Source organism: Streptococcus oralis subsp. dentisani (assembly GCF_002860905.1).
Classification (GTDB): Bacteria; Bacillota; Bacilli; order Lactobacillales; family Streptococcaceae; genus Streptococcus; species Streptococcus oralis_BA.
In genome coordinates, this window is the sequence record NZ_PKIG01000005.1 from 96,905 (window position 1) to 112,419 (window position 15,515).

Here is a 15,515-nt window from a genome sequence, read left to right on the forward strand (position 1 = left end):
AGAGATTAGTCCCTAATCGATCTGTGATAACTTCTTCAAATAATCCTTGTTATCCTAATATCATCCTAAGAAAATCGATACTCAAATTTAAACTGGGGGTTTGGGGGCGAAGCCACCAAGTTATCTTATCGTTGGCTATCAAAACTAGAAGGTTTTGGTCGGCTGGCGATATGATTTTTGGGATATTGTGGACACAATATCTGAGCTCGCAAAGCCTTACAAGATGCTATATTTTGTTTTTATAAGTTTCCCGTGGTTGACACGGGGTCGGGAATTATCCGACAATAGATGAAAGTGAGGAAGTAGTGTGCCAGAACAATACAGAGACATTCGCAAAGAGGTTAATTTGACTGCAAATGAATTAGAAATGATTGACATAATGATGAAAAATAAAGGATTTGAACACTTTTCTTCATTTGCCAGAAACAAGTTACTGGAGAACGAGTTAGAAATGACTGCTGAAAAGTGGTTCACCTTCTGGCATTCTCAAAAGCTGGAACAAATCAGTCGTGATGTTTATGAGATTTTAATCTTATCAAGGGCAGAACATCAAGTCACCCAAGAACATGTATCCATTCTCTTAACCTGTGTTCAGGAATTGATTCAAGAAATAGGGAACTCCATTCCTCTTAGTCAAGACTTCCGTAAAAAATACATGAGGTAGGCACATGGAAAATCGTTACCGAACTAAGCTAAAGAAAGTTTTCCTATCTGATAGCGAATTGAGTCAGTTGAAACATTGCATCGATCAAAGCGGTTGTAAATCTTTTTCAGAATATGCTCGACGAACCCTACTTGACCCTGGTATGAATTTCATCACCATTGATACAACTGGTTATCAAGATTTGATATTTGAGTTGAAGAGGATTGGTAATAACATCAACCAGATTGCCCGAAGTGTTAATCAATCTCAGTTGATTTCAAGTGAAGAATTGCAAGACTTGAAAAAGGGAATCGCTGACTTGATAAGTGAGGTAGAGAAAGAGTTTAGTGTTCAAGCAAAAAAGTTGAGGGAGTTTTATGGTCATCACTAAGCATTTTGCCATTCACGGAAAGAGTTATCGCAGAAAAATTATCAAGTATATTCTTAATCCTGATAAGACTAAGAATCTTGCATTGGTATCGGACTATGGCATGAGAAATTTTCTGGATTTTCCTAGCTATGATGAGATGGTGCAGATGTATCATGAAAATTTTATCAGCAATGATACGCTTTATAATTTTCGGCATGCTAGGTTAGAGGAAAAGCAACGAAAAATTCATGCCCATCATATCATTCAGTCTTTTTCTCCAGAGGATCATCTCACTCCTGAACAAATCAATCAGATTGGCTATGAGACAATGAAGGAGTTAACCGGTGGAAAATTTCGTTTTATCGTTGCGACTCACGCTGATAAAAATCACCTCCATAATCACATCATTATCAACTCGGTTGATAGTAATTCGGACAAAAAACTCAAGTGGGATTATAATGTGGAACGAAATCTTCGAATGATTTCAGATAGATTTTCTAAAATTGCAGGGGCGAAAATTATAGAGAATCGCTATTCCCACCAGCAGTTTGAAGTTTATCGTAAGACCAATTACAAGTACGAACTCAAGCAGCGACTCTATTTTTTGATTGAAAATTCTACCGATTTTGAGGATTTAAAAAAGAACGCTCCATTACTACATATGGAGATGGATTTCAGTCACAAGCATACCACCTTTTTTATGACGGACTCAACTATGAGACAAGTGGTGCGTGGTAATAAACTCAATCGCAAGCAACCTTACACAGAAGAGTTTTTCAAGAATTACTTTGCCAAAAGAAAAATAGAAGAGCTTATGGAATTTCTTCTACCCAATGTTGATAACTTAGAAACTCTGATAAAAAAAGCAAAACTATTTGGATTAAATATCAGTCCTAAGCAAAAGCATGTTTCTTTTCAATTTTCAGGAGTAGAGGTGAAAGAGACCGAAATAAATAAGAAAAATCTTTACGATGTAGAATTTTTCAAAGATTATTTTGAAAAGAGAAAAAAATTGAAAGCTCCAGAACTTAAGGATTTAGTTCAAGTTTATCAAGAAGAGAAAATCTCCAAAGAAAAAGAACTCCCAAGCGAGGAGAAATTTTGGGAGTCCTATCAAGGGTTCAGGAAAAACAGGGACGCTGTTCATGAATTTGAGGTAGAGTTGTCATTTAATCAAATCGAAAAAGTAGTGGATGATGGAATTTACATCAAGATCAAGTTTGGTATTCGTCAGGAGGGGCTTGTCTTTGTACCTAACATGGAGCTAGATATGGAAGAGGATAAGGTAAAGGTTTTTATTAGAGAAACTAGCGCCTACTATGTCTATCACAAAGATGACGCCGAGAAAAACCGCTATATGAAAGGTAGAACGTTGATTCGCCAATTCAGCTCTGAAAATCAAACAATTCCATTCCACAGAAAAACGACTGTGGAGATGATTGAAGAAAAGATTGAAGAAGTGGATGCTTTGATTAAGTTGAATGTGGAAAATCAATCTTATATCACGATTAAAGACGAGCTAGTGCGTGAACTAGCAGCGTCTGAGTTGAGAATCAATGCTTTGCAAGAACGAGTGATAACCTTAAATCAAGTAGCAGAATATTTACTGTCTTCAGTTAAAAACAAGCAAGAAATGAAGTTGAATCTTTCAAAATTGAATATAACTGAGGCAATTAGTATTAATGTTGTGGAAGAGAATCTGAAGGAGTTGGGAAATCAATTGGCATTAGAAAAAGATAGATATGAGAACATCGTATTTAAAATGAAGAAGTTTATCAATCGTGTGAGTAAGAAAATTTCAAAAGAAGAAGAGATGGGTTTTCAAAAATAACCTATCTAGTCATTATTTATATATAATTTGTATCTTTTGGCTTATAAATTTGTATTTAAAATTTAATCATGTTACAATTGAAATTGAAATCGAATAGAAAAGGAAAATGCAAACGTGGGCACACTATTAGCAACCAGATTAAAAAATAGACGAAAAGAATTAAAAATGTCTCAGCGAGAATTGGCCGAGGGGATATGTAAACAGGGACAGATTAGTCGATTAGAGAATGGAGAATTTACTCCAGGAGCAGACTTTTTATATGCTCTGTCTAAGAAGTTAAAAGTTAGTATAGATTATTTTTTTAATGAGCAAATTGTAGAAGAGATTGATGAGCTATCAGAGTTTAAGAAGTTAGCCCAGACATTTATCACAAATCGAAATTATGAGTCTTTGAAGTATATATATGAATTAGAGAGTGTAAAGGTACATCGCTTGTCTCTAGTAAATAAATTTTATATGGAGTGGATAAAATCTCTTATAGATTTTTATTTCTATGGGCAAAAAGAGGAAGCTGTGGCAAGATTGGAGAAGGTACTGTCTCAGTTAAATGTAACTGACCTGTTCTACCTTCAAGTTTCAAATACTCTATTTAATTTTTATTATGATATTGAAGATTTAGAGAGCTTTAATGAAATTCGAGAAAAGTTGGAGTGTCAAGTAAATCAACTCAAGTTAAACACAATCGAAGAATTAAACCTTTCTATTAAATTTAATTATAATGTTTGTCGCTATCTATGGTTGCAGAATAATACTGAAGAGGCTATTACTAAAATCACAGATACGATAAAGCAATGTAAGACGTATAGAACAACATATCTTTTGGCTGATTTGTATGTATTGATGGGAAATGTCAGTAAGAATTTTTCTTCTAAAGTTGCAGTAAAAGAGTACTTTGAAACGGCTTATTTCCTATATAAGCTTGAGGGCAATATGTCAATGGCTCTTAAAATCGAGCATTATATTGCAGATATAACAGAATAGCAAAGACGATGTTCAATTAAGCATCGTTTTTTTTTAATCCAAAATAATACAAATATGTATTTAATAAAAAAAAATAAAAAAACCTTATAAAAATGTTGACATAATAACATCGAAGTGATAAACTAAAGGCAAAAAAGAGGAGAGAAATATGAAAAATTTGTTTAAAAAAATTGTTACTTTAGTAGTTATAGTTTTAATTCTGTTAGGGATTGTATCGAAACCCCAATCTCATATAAAGGCAACAGAAATTGATCCTGGTCCTGCAAACGGTGTTTCTAGATAAAAATTTAGATATTAGAAAAAAATTAATATATTAAAAAAGAGGATTAAAATTGTTGGTGTTTGAATTCTATATCCTGGCAGATGTATTGAAGGGAGTAAAATATAGTTTAAAAAGTTGTTTAAATCATCATTATATTTGTAAGGAGAGTCTTACCTGTACAGGTAAGTATTTAGTTATAACTAAATACTTACTAATCATATATGCAATTGTTTAATTATTAAAGGATTTTTACTATGCAAGAGGTCATTATTACAAATAAAAAATTAGATTATTTATTAAAATAAGTGAATGTAAGAATCTAATTTTATACTCTAAAACTGGAAATATAAATTACTTTAAGTTAGATGATAGAATCAGGCGAGATTTATCTAATTTAGATTTAGAGATTTTATATGCAGATACTAGAGATTATGATATTGCATATGCATTATCACAATGTATAGGTGCAAAATTTTTAAAAATTAAAACAGAAGCCTTGTTAAATAGGAATAAACAGTACATATTTATCAGTGAGTATGCAATGTCAAAAGAATTAGATAGTCTGATTATGAGATTATCAATATATAATATTACATACTTAGTTTCTCATGATTTAGAGGCACTATCTGTTTTAATTACGAAATTTTTGTATCCATATAAAATTGAGGGTAATGCGAATATAATATTAAATATGCTTGATTCTTCAATTAAAGAAATCTCTAGAGAAAATTTTTAGATTGTAAATCGTAAAGGGAATGTATATGAAAAATTATGTAATTTAAAAGAAATTAACTATTTATCCGCAATCGTTCATGGTAATGGTAATTTATTATATTTAGGTCAAGAAAAATTAGTGTCAGAAGCAATAGCAATTAATAGTAATGATACGATATTAGTTGATTTTTTAGACTCTAAAAAAAATAAAGTGATTTTCTTAGCTTCTTGTTTTGGAACTGTACTATCAGGAAAATCATATGTAGATGATTTAATCAAATCAAATGTTGATACTATTATTACATATAGAGGACTAAAAGAAAATGGATTCGCAGAGTGTTCGTGGTTTATTTTATTGAACTATTTTGGTTTTCAATATGATGAAATAGTTAGAATAATCAATAAAAAATCAGAAAAAAGAACAGTAGATGCTCCTAGGTATAGTTTGATTGGCTCTAGCGAGAATGCGTTAACGTTTTCTCCATATTGTGAGTATAGATTTGAAGATAATCATATATTGTGTCATACAGAAAATGAAAATCAATTTTACTTTGGTAAATGTAAACTGCCTTTAAATAAAAACGGAAAGGAAGTCTAAGAATGAAGAAATTTAGAAACTTTTCACGATTTTGATTTTGTTGATGGATATTATCATTATTGTTGGTGGCTAAGATACTTAGGAATAATATATAACAGTGTGTAACAAATATTTTTAATTAGTAGTATCTTATTTAAAAAAGTGGGGAGGAATATTATGTATTCTGCATTACTTGGTAATCCAGTGGAACATTCTATATCGGATGAATTATTTGAATATCTAAATAATATTATAGGAGGTTTAGACGACTATAAACATAAGAAAATTTTAGTGAACTCAGTGTGTTTAGAAGAAAAAATTAAAAATCTAATAAATGATCCACAATGCATTGGATTAAACATAACTTTACCCTATAAAAGAGAAACAATGAAATATATTGATACTTTAGATAAAGTAGCTGAGGTAACCGGTTCTGTTAACAATATTTACAAAACTGGAGATATTATTATAGGAACTAATACTGATTGGAAAGGTATTTATGATACATTAGATTTTTTCAATGTTAACCATTTAAAAAAATGTTGTATTTGGGGTACTGGAGGTACTTCAAGGGCGGCTATTTTTGCTTTACGAAAACTACAAATCTCACCAGTCATTGTATATAGAGAGCCAATTAGTGAAAATACATGGAGTTTAATGGAAAGTTTTTCTGATCTAAAGTTTATTACATATCAGGAATTGGTCAATCAACAACTTTTAAATGATATAGAGATCATAATAAATACTACACCAGTTGGAATGGTAAATTATGAAGATGATTTACCTATAAATCTTAAGCAGTTAGATAGTATTAATTATGAAGATAAATACTTTATGGATGTAGTTTTCAATCCTTTACACACTAAGCTTCATAAATATTTTAGTAGTAAAGGAGTAAAAATAATAGACGGTTTATGGGTTTTACTTTTTCAAGGGATCGAGGCATTTTCATTGTGGTGCGATAAAATCAATGATAGTAAGTATTTTTTACTAAAAGATGATATAGTACGGATACATAAATTTTTGGAAAGGAAGATACAAGAAACAGATGGTTTTTCATATAACAGTAAATCTCGATGAAATATCAGATAGCTTAGATACTTCGTTGAAATTTTTAAATAATCTATCAATTAAAAGTTGTGAATTAAGAATGATAAATAATAAAAATATTATAAAACTTAGTGACGAAGAGTTAATCAATTTAAAAGAAAAATTGCAAAAGTATAATATAACCCCGGTTTCCATTGCGAGTCCACTTTTTAAATGGAATGTAAAAGGAGAGAATTTAGAAAGTAATCTTGATTTATATGGTATGTCGACTAGTGTTACATTAAATGAACAATGGCTCTATATAAGAAAAATTATTTTTATAGCTAGATTCCTAAATATTAAATATATAAGAATATTTGGTGGAATTGGGTGTTCAGTAGATGATTTCTTGTGCAATGAACTATTTTTGAGTATGTTAAATGAGACTGATATTATTTTTTTAATTGAGAATGAGTTAGGGACTGCTGTGAGCACTGCAGACGACTTGATAAAAATAGGGCATTTTATAGATGAAAAATCGATAAAAAATTTAAAAATTTGGTTTGATATAGCTAATTATTATAGAATTGATCCCAAAGTAGGCCAGCTTATTCAAAAATTGAAAAATTATATCTATTATATTCATTGTAAGAATTATATTATTAATGATTCAGGAATATATTATGTAGAATTAGGAAAAGGAATTATCAACTTCAAAACTCTCATTCATGAAATCCGTGAACATTTTATAAATTTAATTTTTAGTTTAGAAGTACATGAAAAAGAACTGGATAAAAAGGCAGAAGTAGTGAGAAAATCCTATTTAACCCTAAGTGAGTATATTGATGGAGATTAAAATGAATTTAAGTATAGTTGGTTTAAAGAATATTCCTTATTTGAAAGAAGGTGAAAATTTAGAAAAGTTTATTGCAGAGAGTATTAAAGATTCAGATTTTTCTATTGAGGACAATAACGTACTTTGCATAGCTTCTAAAATTGTGTCTATTTCAGAAAATCAAGTTTTGTCTTTGAAACAGGTTCAAGTGAGTGATGAAGCTAAAGAAATTCAGAAGAGCATCCCTCGTAAAGATCCTAGAATAATTGAAATTATGCTCAACTTAGTTGATAGAGACCTGTCACGTTTAGATATAAAAAAAAATTACATTGGATGTAGATTGGAAAATGGTTTAAAGTTGACAAGTGGTGGAATCGATAAAAAATCAGTTGATGAAGTATTTCTCTTGCCTAAAAATCCAGATGCTTCTGCAAAAAGAATCTCAGAATATCTTAAACTGTCACTTGGTAAGAACGTGGCAGTTGTTATAACTGATAGTGATGGTAGGGAGGATAAAAGAGGAGCTACTCAAGTAGCAATTGGCATTTATGGTATTCCTCCATTGAGGAAAACAGCAGTAATAGATTCTAATGGAGAGACAATAAAATTCCAAGAAGAAACTTTATGTGACATGATTGCAGCTAGTGCTGGTTTAGTAATGGGGCAACGTGGAACAGGAATTCCTGCTGTTATTATCAAAGGCATAGAATATGAGTGGTCTGAAACGACAAATATTAAGGATGCAATTAATGAGAGTTCCAATTGAGAGTAAAAATATTTTAATGGTTGGATTTGGTAAAATTGGGAAAATAAAAGCTTATAAATGGATGGGCAGAGGCTACAATGTATATGTAAAAGATATAAAATTTTGTAATTTAATATTACTTAACAAAGGAATCAGTGTAGATGATGATTTATCGAGACAATATTTTAACATTGAAATTTGTACTCCGACTAACCAACATGTAGTAGTATTGAAGAATATTCTAAAAAAATATTTATTTTCATATGTTAGTATAGAGAAACCACTTTGTAATACATTTAAAGATCTAGAGGAAATTACTTCAATCATAAAAAAGCAACCAGATTTAGAAAAAAATATTTTTGTGAGTGAACAATATTTTTATTCTACAATTTTAGATATTTTCTCAAATCATGGATGTTTTTCTTTGAGTGGAACAGAAAAAATACAGATTGAATTTTCTAAAAATAGAATCTCGGATAATGAAAATGGAAGATTTTTAGATGAGGAGATATTAGGTTACGGAATCGAACTTCCGCATATATTAGCGATTTTAAGATATTTAGGAATATCATCAGATGAATTTGTTAATGGTGTTTTTGTAAATAATCTTTATATAAAAGATTTAAGAAACCATGATTATTCGATAGAAATTTTATCTAGAATTAGAAATATATCGATAGAAATTAACAGTAATTTAGGGAGTTTTTCGATAAAAGATGGAAAGCAGATGAATCGGAAAAATGGAACAGTAAGAACTGCTAGAATTGATGACTCAATTCTGATTTTTGATCCACATCCTAAGATTGAAAGATATAGAAGTGAGTTAATTAATGGTGATAATAAAATTCAAATTTCTGATGATATGATAGATAAACAATTAACATTATTAGAAGAGAATAGGATACCAAGAGGGTGTGATATTATTAGTGCTATTGAAATAACAAAAGTGTTACTTAAATTATATTTAGAATGCAATAAAATTTATGTATAGAGGTATAAATTATGGAATTAAAAATTACTAATGATTTTTATAGTCCAAGTCAATTAGCATATGAGGTTGTAGAACGTAAAGGATTAGGTCATCCTGATACCTTAGCTGATGGGATAGCAGAGCAAATTGAAATTGATTATTCTCAGTACTGTTTGAATAGATTTGGCATTATTCCACATCATAATTTTGATAAAATCATTATAAGAGGTGGACATTCCATTCAGAATTTTGGTGGTAGTGACTTTATTGAACCAATTAAAATTATTTTTTTAGGTAGGGCGAGCAAAAAATGTTTTGATATTCCAATTCCACTTTTTAAAATTCAAAAAAAAGCTGCAACTAAATATTTAAATAGAATTCTCCCCAACTTAGATGTTGAAAATTACGTAGAATTCGAAACATTGACTTCAGATTTTACTACAAAATCTAATTGGTTCTCCCCTACTACAATAGAAGACTTACCAGAGTATAAAGATGTACCAAAGGCAAATGATACAGCTACAATGATAAGTTATTGGCCCTTAACAATTTCGGAAGAATTAGCCTTAATGATTGAAGGGTATTTTTATAAACTAGATATCAATAAATTGCCAACGCCACGATTTATTCAAATGGGTGGAGATATTAAAGTGATGGTTGTAAGGAACGATTTACATTATTCTATTAGAATAAATTTTCCCTTAATAAGTAAATTTTTTAACAACGAGATTGAAAGTAGGCTATATGTTGATAAACATGTAGAAAAAATTAAGGAGTATGTTGAACAAAAGTATAAAAAGCTAAACTATTCTATTGATTATAATTACTATTTAACTTCTACAGGTTCTTGTATTGATTTTGGAGAAGAAGGTGCCGTTGGTCGAGGGAATAAAACTCATGGTATCATATCAAGCTTTAGACCAAATACTATGGAAGCACCAGCAGGTAAAAATTGTACTTATTTTGTAGGGAAAGTTTGGGGATTTTTATCTGATATTATTGCTAAAGATATTTATGAAACGTTTAAGACTCCATGCCAAGTAATTATGCAGTCAAATATTGGTTCAGAACTGTATAAACCAACCCATTTATATATTCAAACAGAAGAAAGTATTGATCAAACAAGGGTATTGGAAATTATTAATAGGCATTTATGTAAAGGTTCAAAAAATACGAATCTAATTTTATCAACTCAACATTTTATTCCTAAAACCAATGTTTATAATGGATAAGACAATTTTATATTTTGGGTTTGTCGGAATTTCTTTTGATGTACCTCACTTTATATTTCAAAATATAAAAGAGCAGGATAATAAAATAAGATGTTCTAGCGAAACAATAAAGATTTTAGGTAGTGTAAAATTTATTGAGAGTAATCAACAATATATAAAATATAATGGCAATGGAAGTATTTTAGTTTATGGTAGATTAGATTATTTTAAAGAAGGTATTTCACTATATTACATTGGAGAGTATTTAGCTGAGTGTCTTTTGATTGAGCAGGATAATACATTATTAATTCATGCAGCGTCAGTTTATAATCCTATAACGGATCATTCAATTTTACTCTTAGGGGATAAAGGTGCTGGAAAAACTACTGTCGCACTCAGACTTTGTATAGAACATGGATACCACCTTATAGGTAATGATCAAGTAATATTTGGCTTAGATTCTGGAATATTAGTAACTTGTGCAGGAACCTCATTCTTTAAAATTAGAAGAACAGCTGTTTTGTCAGATAAATTACTATTTAGACTGTTTAGTAAATATTTTAATCATCCATCACACTTCAATCAGGCAAGCTGGGATGATAAAATTTCAATTGACCCAGGAGAGTTAGGGATACGTACTTGTAATTTTTCTGTTGAAATTTCAGAAATTTATTACATAAAAGCAGACAAACAAGAAAAACAAATATGTCAATCAATTTGGAATGATAGTTTAGCCAGCTTATTTCTAAATGAAATATTGGGAAGACATATATCTGGACAAGTTGCATGTTTTCAATCAGATAAAGGAAAGTATTTTTCTGCTATGCCTTTAATAAATTATGAAAAAAATAATAGAGTACGTGAACAAATAGTAAAGAAAATTTTCACTAATAATAAATTATATAAAATTATTGCAGATTCTCCTGATAAATTAGCAAAAAAGATTTTAGAAAATGCTAGTGAAAACTCATATTACGAATGAATTGGGAATTGATGTGAATATATTGAAAAAGGAGTGGTAAATATGTTTGTGATAGGCATTCCAACCTTAAATGAGGCAGATAATATCAGTAGATTGGTTAAACAAATCGATGAGTATGCTGTAAATTTAGGGAAGGAAATTATTATTATTAATTCAGATAGTAATAGTACAGATGGAACACCTCAGATTTTTTTAGAAACAAAAACTTATAATACCAAAATTTCGATAGTATCAAAGCTAAAGGGAAAAGGTTATAACGTGAGAAATATTTTTGAATATACGATAAATAATTTTTCAAGTTTTTCAGGTTTGATTTTGATTGACGGGGACGTTGTCTCATTGGAAAAAATATGGCTAGAAAAAATGTTTATGTCAATTGAATCTGGTTATGATCTTATAATCCCAAATTATGCTAGAAAATTTTTTGAAGGAAATGCGACGAATCATTTTATTTATCCTATGTTAGTGAAAATTTTTAAAAGTGACGTACCTTATCAATGTATTTCTGGCGATTTTGGTTTTTCAAAGGAACTGGTAAAAGAGTTAACTTTGAAGTGTAATTGGCACAAGTATTCAAAAGGTTACGGAATAGATATCTTTTTAACCTTAACTGCGATGTTAAAGTCATACAAAATTAAGGAAATTGATTTACAATCAAAGATTCATAAAAAAAGCTTTGGGAAAATTGAAAAAATTTTTTTAGAAGTTTCTCAAAGTTTTTTCGAGACTATCAAAGATGATTTTTCAAATAAAGACAGATGGATTTTAAATATAGATTTTGAGAATCATTTAAGACGGTTTATTCATTCAAATGATATCCCTTCCAACGATGATATTGAGAACTTAAAGAAAAAGGCGTTATTTTTATTACAAGAAGAGAACAAGTATTCATATGGACTGTTAGATGTAGAGTGGGACAGAATATTGTCTAATGCGGTTAAAAATATTTACAATTATAGTAGTGAAGAACATTCAGTACATTTATTACCATTTTATTTGTTGAGGATATACAATTATCTAAAGTATAGTAAACTTAAAGACTCTAATTAAATATAGAGAGAGGATGATTTATTGAATATTTTAACATATTTAGTTAATATAAATAGTGGATTCAATAGGTTGGTTTGCTTGTTTGCATTAATAGTTTATTGTTGTTACTTTGAACTATAACGATACATCTATTATAGATTGTGAATCATTATCTGAGTCAGTTTTCTTACTGAGGTACAAAAATATTCAATTTTTGAACAATTCTTTTAATAATACTCAGTAAGGTTAACGTCAGTATGAATTTTGATATTGATATTAAAAGGTAGGAATAGAAAATATGAATCTATTTTTTTAGAAAGGAGAATAGTATGATTGAGATGTTAATGGATATGTTGGGGACAATTAGAGAAACAGATCCGAGTAGAACTGCTATAAAAGATAATACAAGAGTACTTTCATATTGTGAAGTGGATACAATAACTAATATAGTAGCTAATCAAATAGTTCGCAAAATAGGGGTGAACCAACGTGTTGCTGTTATCTTACCACATGGGATTAATCAAATATTAGCTATGATTGCAATATTAAAATCGAATAACTGTTATGTTCCGATAGATTACTCTTTAAATGGAGATAAAATTAAAAAAATTTATTCATCCACCCAAGCTGTGATGTACATATCTGATAAAAATATTCCGTATGTTTCAAAAACGAATTTTTTGGATGTTTCAGAATTTATTACAAAGAAATCAGATGAGAAATTGCCGATAGAAAATCCTTTTATATACCTTAGAGAACGAGAAGCTTATATTTTGCACACATCTGGATCAACGGGTGAACCAAAAGGTGTAATAGTGTCGATAGCCAATTTAGATTATATCATAAGGAACTTGAATACTATAACACCTGCCGTCGAAGAATCTAGATATTTATTTTCAACACCATATAGTTTTGATGTATCGATCACAGAAATGTTAGGTTGGATAGTGAGCGGCAGTAGCGTATACTGTCTAGATTTGAGTGTTCCCTCGAATTATAAATGTTTAGCAGAAATTATTTTTAAAAATAAAATAACGCATCTAGCCTTTTCTCCTGCAGCATTTTTAGCATTTATAGAGAGATTAGAACAACCGATATTGCAAAAATTAGATTCTACCATTAAGTATGTTGTTATTGCTGGTGAAAAATTTAATTTATCAATTTATAGACTTTGGAAAAGAAATAAGCTAAATTTTAAATTGATTAATGCGTATGGGCCTACAGAGACTACAATATATGCGACAGCGCATATTATTACGAAAGACGAGACGGAAGATATACCCATAGGTGTTCCATTAGAGGGTGTAAAATATATCATTAAAAGCAACGGAACCCACAATTATGGTGAACTTTATATTGGCGGGAAGGGAGTATCAAAAGGGTATACTAACACAAGTCTAAATAATGAAAGATTTCCAGTAATTGATGGGGATAGATATTATTCTACTGGTGATATTGTTTACTATAAAAATGGAAGTCTTTACTATGTTGGAAGAAAAGATAATCAAATTCAGAGAAATGGAATTCGTATAGAGTTAGGGGAAATTGAAAAAGGTATTGAGAGCAATAGTAAAGTAATTCAAGTTTTAGTATTACAGATTGAAAAGCAAATAGTCGCTTTTTATACAGGATATATCAGTCCTCAAAATCTTAAAAGGTTCTGTTTAAAAAATATTTCAAAATATATGATACCCAATTCCTTTATTAAGGTTGAACAGTTTCCTATGACTGTTAATAGAAAAATAGATAAAACTTTTTTAAAAGAAATATTTAAAGAGAGAAATCAAAATAATTTGGTAAGTGCAGCTGATTATAATAATCTAAGTGATGATGAAGTACAGATTTTAAAACTAGTATCTAAGAAATTAAATATTTCTATTACTAAGTTGGATATTTCAAAAGATTTTTTTGAAAATGGAGGAGATTCACTTTCTTTATTTACATTTATATTAGATCTTGAAGATTACTATGGAGTTTCAATACCCATGGATGATATTTATGGGAAAAAACTCTATGATTTGATTCGAGAACTTAAGGGCAATATAAAAAGAAAATTACATGTAGAAAAAACTGATAACTTGCTGGACATGAGAAATGAAGATTTTTATTCAAAGACTGAAATAAAATTTTTATATGACAGTTATTTAAGAAATAACAATAAAGTGATTTCCAAATTTCAGGCTATACATTGCCAAAGAATTTACTATTATGATAACTATAGAAATATTTTAACTTCAACCTTTGAATATAAAAATTGTAGTATTGAAAAAATTAAATCAGTTGTCCAACAAGTGATTGCTTCAAATAGTTTATTGCACTCAAAAATCTCTGTAGATGAAAAACGAATGGACTTTGAAATTGTAAAACCTAATTTGGATATACCAGTATTAAAAGTATCAAACCAGTCTGAACTAACTTATTTGGAAGATTTACTTGAAGATGTTGGGGAAGATATGATTCCTACATCACGTAATCAAGGCGGACAATTAGCGATGCCAATTATTATTAGCAACGGATTGAATGGGAAAATTATTATTCAAATGGACCATTCTATATCCGATTTATCCAGTATCAGTATTATAAAAAAGCAAATTGGTAGACTAGTTAGTGGTATCGAAGATACATTAACAAATGATGAAAATTATAAATATTATTGTGAGAAAATAAGAGAAATAAACAAAAAAGATTCATTGGAAAAAAATCAATATCATCATTTATTATTGAAAGAATCTAAAAAAATTAAACACCATACGAAATTTCTTTCAGACACTTTGAATTCTTTATCGATCATCCACGCACCAGATTATTCGAATATTGATAGTATTTTATATATTTCATTTAAAATTTCAAAAAAACTTTGTAAAGCATCCGGGAATAGTACTTTAATAATATTTACAATCTTTAATAACAGAGATTTAAAGGCTCTTAATCTACAAAATACAATTGGGGATTGTCATAGTTCTAAATATTTGATTTATAGAGAAGAAGATACCTTTGAGGAATATAAAAAAAGGAATTTCCCCCTTTTCATCAGTGAAGATGATAATGTAATCTACTATAGACCTGGGTTCATTTTTAATGAATTTTATCCAAATGTGTCAAACTGGCGACAAGAGATCAAGAAAAAACTTGCTAGTATTTCTTTGGTTTCTTTAAACTTTATAGGTATTATTAGTGAGCAGAAAAAGAAGCAATATTTAGATTCTTTTTCTGATATATCTGAATTCTTAGGTAAACACCCTAGAATTTATATAACTTCATTCAGGTATAAAAATCAATTTTATATCTTATCTAACAAAAAAATTGATTTATAAAAAGCTTTATAATAGAGGGTAA

15 protein-coding genes are annotated in these 15,515 nt (G+C 29.4%); all 15 read left to right on the forward strand.

What is annotated here, in order from left to right; all coding sequences use genetic code 11:
- Positions 1-307: 307 nt before the first annotated feature.
- The 15 genes from CYK16_RS08120 to CYK16_RS08180 all read left to right on the forward strand — a co-directional run bounded on the left by CYK16_RS08120 (position 308) and on the right by CYK16_RS08180 (position 15,493).
- Complete coding sequence (locus CYK16_RS08120; protein ID WP_001115082.1) at positions 308-664, forward strand: SAG1252 family conjugative relaxosome accessory protein; 357 nt, start codon at positions 308-310, stop codon at positions 662-664.
- Positions 665-668: 4 nt separating this feature from the next.
- On the forward strand, positions 669-1,034 hold the full coding sequence (locus CYK16_RS08125; RefSeq protein ID WP_037612713.1) for a MobC family plasmid mobilization relaxosome protein: 366 nt from the start codon (positions 669-671) through the stop codon (positions 1,032-1,034).
- Complete coding sequence (locus CYK16_RS08130) at positions 1,021-2,844, forward strand: SAG1250 family conjugative relaxase (protein ID WP_101776879.1); 1,824 nt, start codon at positions 1,021-1,023, stop codon at positions 2,842-2,844. The genes CYK16_RS08125 and CYK16_RS08130 overlap by 14 nt, the downstream gene beginning before the upstream one ends.
- 114 nt (positions 2,845-2,958) lie before the next feature.
- The gene (locus CYK16_RS08135; RefSeq protein ID WP_037612709.1) at positions 2,959-3,825 is read left to right on the forward strand and encodes a helix-turn-helix domain-containing protein; all 867 of its coding nucleotides are present in this window, start codon (positions 2,959-2,961) and stop codon (positions 3,823-3,825) included.
- 148 nt (positions 3,826-3,973) lie between these two features.
- On the forward strand, positions 3,974-4,108 hold the full coding sequence (locus tag CYK16_RS10915) for a hypothetical protein (protein WP_257960397.1): 135 nt from the start codon (positions 3,974-3,976) through the stop codon (positions 4,106-4,108).
- A 520-nt stretch (positions 4,109-4,628) separates the two neighbouring features.
- Positions 4,629-4,823 carry a hypothetical protein gene (locus CYK16_RS10920; protein ID WP_225915778.1) on the forward strand — a complete coding sequence of 65 codons (195 nt, stop codon included), beginning with the start codon at positions 4,629-4,631 and terminating at the stop codon, positions 4,821-4,823.
- Between the two features lie 117 nt (positions 4,824-4,940).
- The gene (locus CYK16_RS10925) at positions 4,941-5,399 is read left to right on the forward strand and encodes a hypothetical protein (protein ID WP_225915779.1); all 459 of its coding nucleotides are present in this window, start codon (positions 4,941-4,943) and stop codon (positions 5,397-5,399) included.
- A gap of 156 nt (positions 5,400-5,555) precedes the next feature.
- Positions 5,556-6,458, forward strand: a complete 903-nt coding sequence (locus CYK16_RS08145) for a shikimate dehydrogenase (protein ID WP_051415232.1) — start codon at positions 5,556-5,558, stop codon at positions 6,456-6,458.
- Entirely contained in the window at positions 6,427-7,263 is an 837-nt protein-coding gene (locus CYK16_RS08150; protein WP_041331783.1) for a sugar phosphate isomerase/epimerase family protein, read from the forward strand. Before CYK16_RS08145 ends, CYK16_RS08150 begins: the two co-directional genes overlap by 32 nt.
- Position 7,264: 1 nt before the next feature.
- Positions 7,265-8,008: a coenzyme F420-0:L-glutamate ligase gene (locus CYK16_RS08155; RefSeq protein WP_037612706.1), complete on the forward strand. Its 744-nt coding sequence runs from the start codon at positions 7,265-7,267 to the stop codon at positions 8,006-8,008.
- A complete protein-coding gene (locus tag CYK16_RS08160; RefSeq protein ID WP_101776880.1) occupies positions 7,992-8,978 on the forward strand; it encodes a Rossmann-fold NAD(P)-binding domain-containing protein in 987 nt (328 codons plus the stop codon). Before CYK16_RS08155 ends, CYK16_RS08160 begins: the two co-directional genes overlap by 17 nt.
- A gap of 11 nt (positions 8,979-8,989) precedes the next feature.
- Positions 8,990-10,189: a methionine adenosyltransferase gene (locus tag CYK16_RS08165; RefSeq protein WP_041331786.1), complete on the forward strand. Its 1,200-nt coding sequence runs from the start codon at positions 8,990-8,992 to the stop codon at positions 10,187-10,189.
- A complete protein-coding gene (locus tag CYK16_RS08170) occupies positions 10,173-11,150 on the forward strand; it encodes a phosphoenolpyruvate carboxykinase (ATP) (protein ID WP_037612947.1) in 978 nt (325 codons plus the stop codon). The genes CYK16_RS08165 and CYK16_RS08170 overlap by 17 nt, the downstream gene beginning before the upstream one ends.
- 42 nt (positions 11,151-11,192) lie before the next feature.
- Positions 11,193-12,200, forward strand: coding sequence for a glycosyltransferase family 2 protein (locus tag CYK16_RS08175; RefSeq protein ID WP_037612949.1), 1,008 nt, complete (start codon positions 11,193-11,195; stop codon positions 12,198-12,200).
- A 308-nt stretch (positions 12,201-12,508) separates the two neighbouring features.
- A complete protein-coding gene (locus tag CYK16_RS08180) occupies positions 12,509-15,493 on the forward strand; it encodes a non-ribosomal peptide synthetase (protein WP_101776881.1) in 2,985 nt (994 codons plus the stop codon).
- The last annotated feature ends 22 nt before the right edge of the window (positions 15,494-15,515 follow it).

What these genes read in the sequence shown, in the direction of transcription:
- CYK16_RS08180 (WP_101776881.1), top strand. Translation starts at nt 12,509, where the DNA reads ATGATTGAGATGTTAATGGATATGTTGGGGACAATTAGAGAAACAGAT.
- CYK16_RS08160 (WP_101776880.1), top strand. Translation starts at nt 7,992, where the DNA reads ATGAGAGTTCCAATTGAGAGTAAAAATATTTTAATGGTTGGATTTGGT.
- CYK16_RS08155 (WP_037612706.1), top strand. Translation starts at nt 7,265, where the DNA reads ATGAATTTAAGTATAGTTGGTTTAAAGAATATTCCTTATTTGAAAGAA.
- CYK16_RS08150 (WP_041331783.1), top strand. Translation starts at nt 6,427, where the DNA reads ATGGTTTTTCATATAACAGTAAATCTCGATGAAATATCAGATAGCTTA.
- CYK16_RS08165 (WP_041331786.1), top strand. Translation starts at nt 8,990, where the DNA reads ATGGAATTAAAAATTACTAATGATTTTTATAGTCCAAGTCAATTAGCA.
- CYK16_RS08175 (WP_037612949.1), top strand. Translation starts at nt 11,193, where the DNA reads ATGTTTGTGATAGGCATTCCAACCTTAAATGAGGCAGATAATATCAGT.
- CYK16_RS08145 (WP_051415232.1), top strand. Translation starts at nt 5,556, where the DNA reads ATGTATTCTGCATTACTTGGTAATCCAGTGGAACATTCTATATCGGAT.
- CYK16_RS10915 (WP_257960397.1), top strand. Translation starts at nt 3,974, where the DNA reads ATGAAAAATTTGTTTAAAAAAATTGTTACTTTAGTAGTTATAGTTTTA.
- CYK16_RS08125 (WP_037612713.1), top strand. Translation starts at nt 669, where the DNA reads ATGGAAAATCGTTACCGAACTAAGCTAAAGAAAGTTTTCCTATCTGAT.
- CYK16_RS08130 (WP_101776879.1), top strand. Translation starts at nt 1,021, where the DNA reads ATGGTCATCACTAAGCATTTTGCCATTCACGGAAAGAGTTATCGCAGA.
- CYK16_RS08170 (WP_037612947.1), top strand. Translation starts at nt 10,173, where the DNA reads ATGTTTATAATGGATAAGACAATTTTATATTTTGGGTTTGTCGGAATT.
- CYK16_RS10920 (WP_225915778.1), top strand. Translation starts at nt 4,629, where the DNA reads ATGTCAAAAGAATTAGATAGTCTGATTATGAGATTATCAATATATAAT.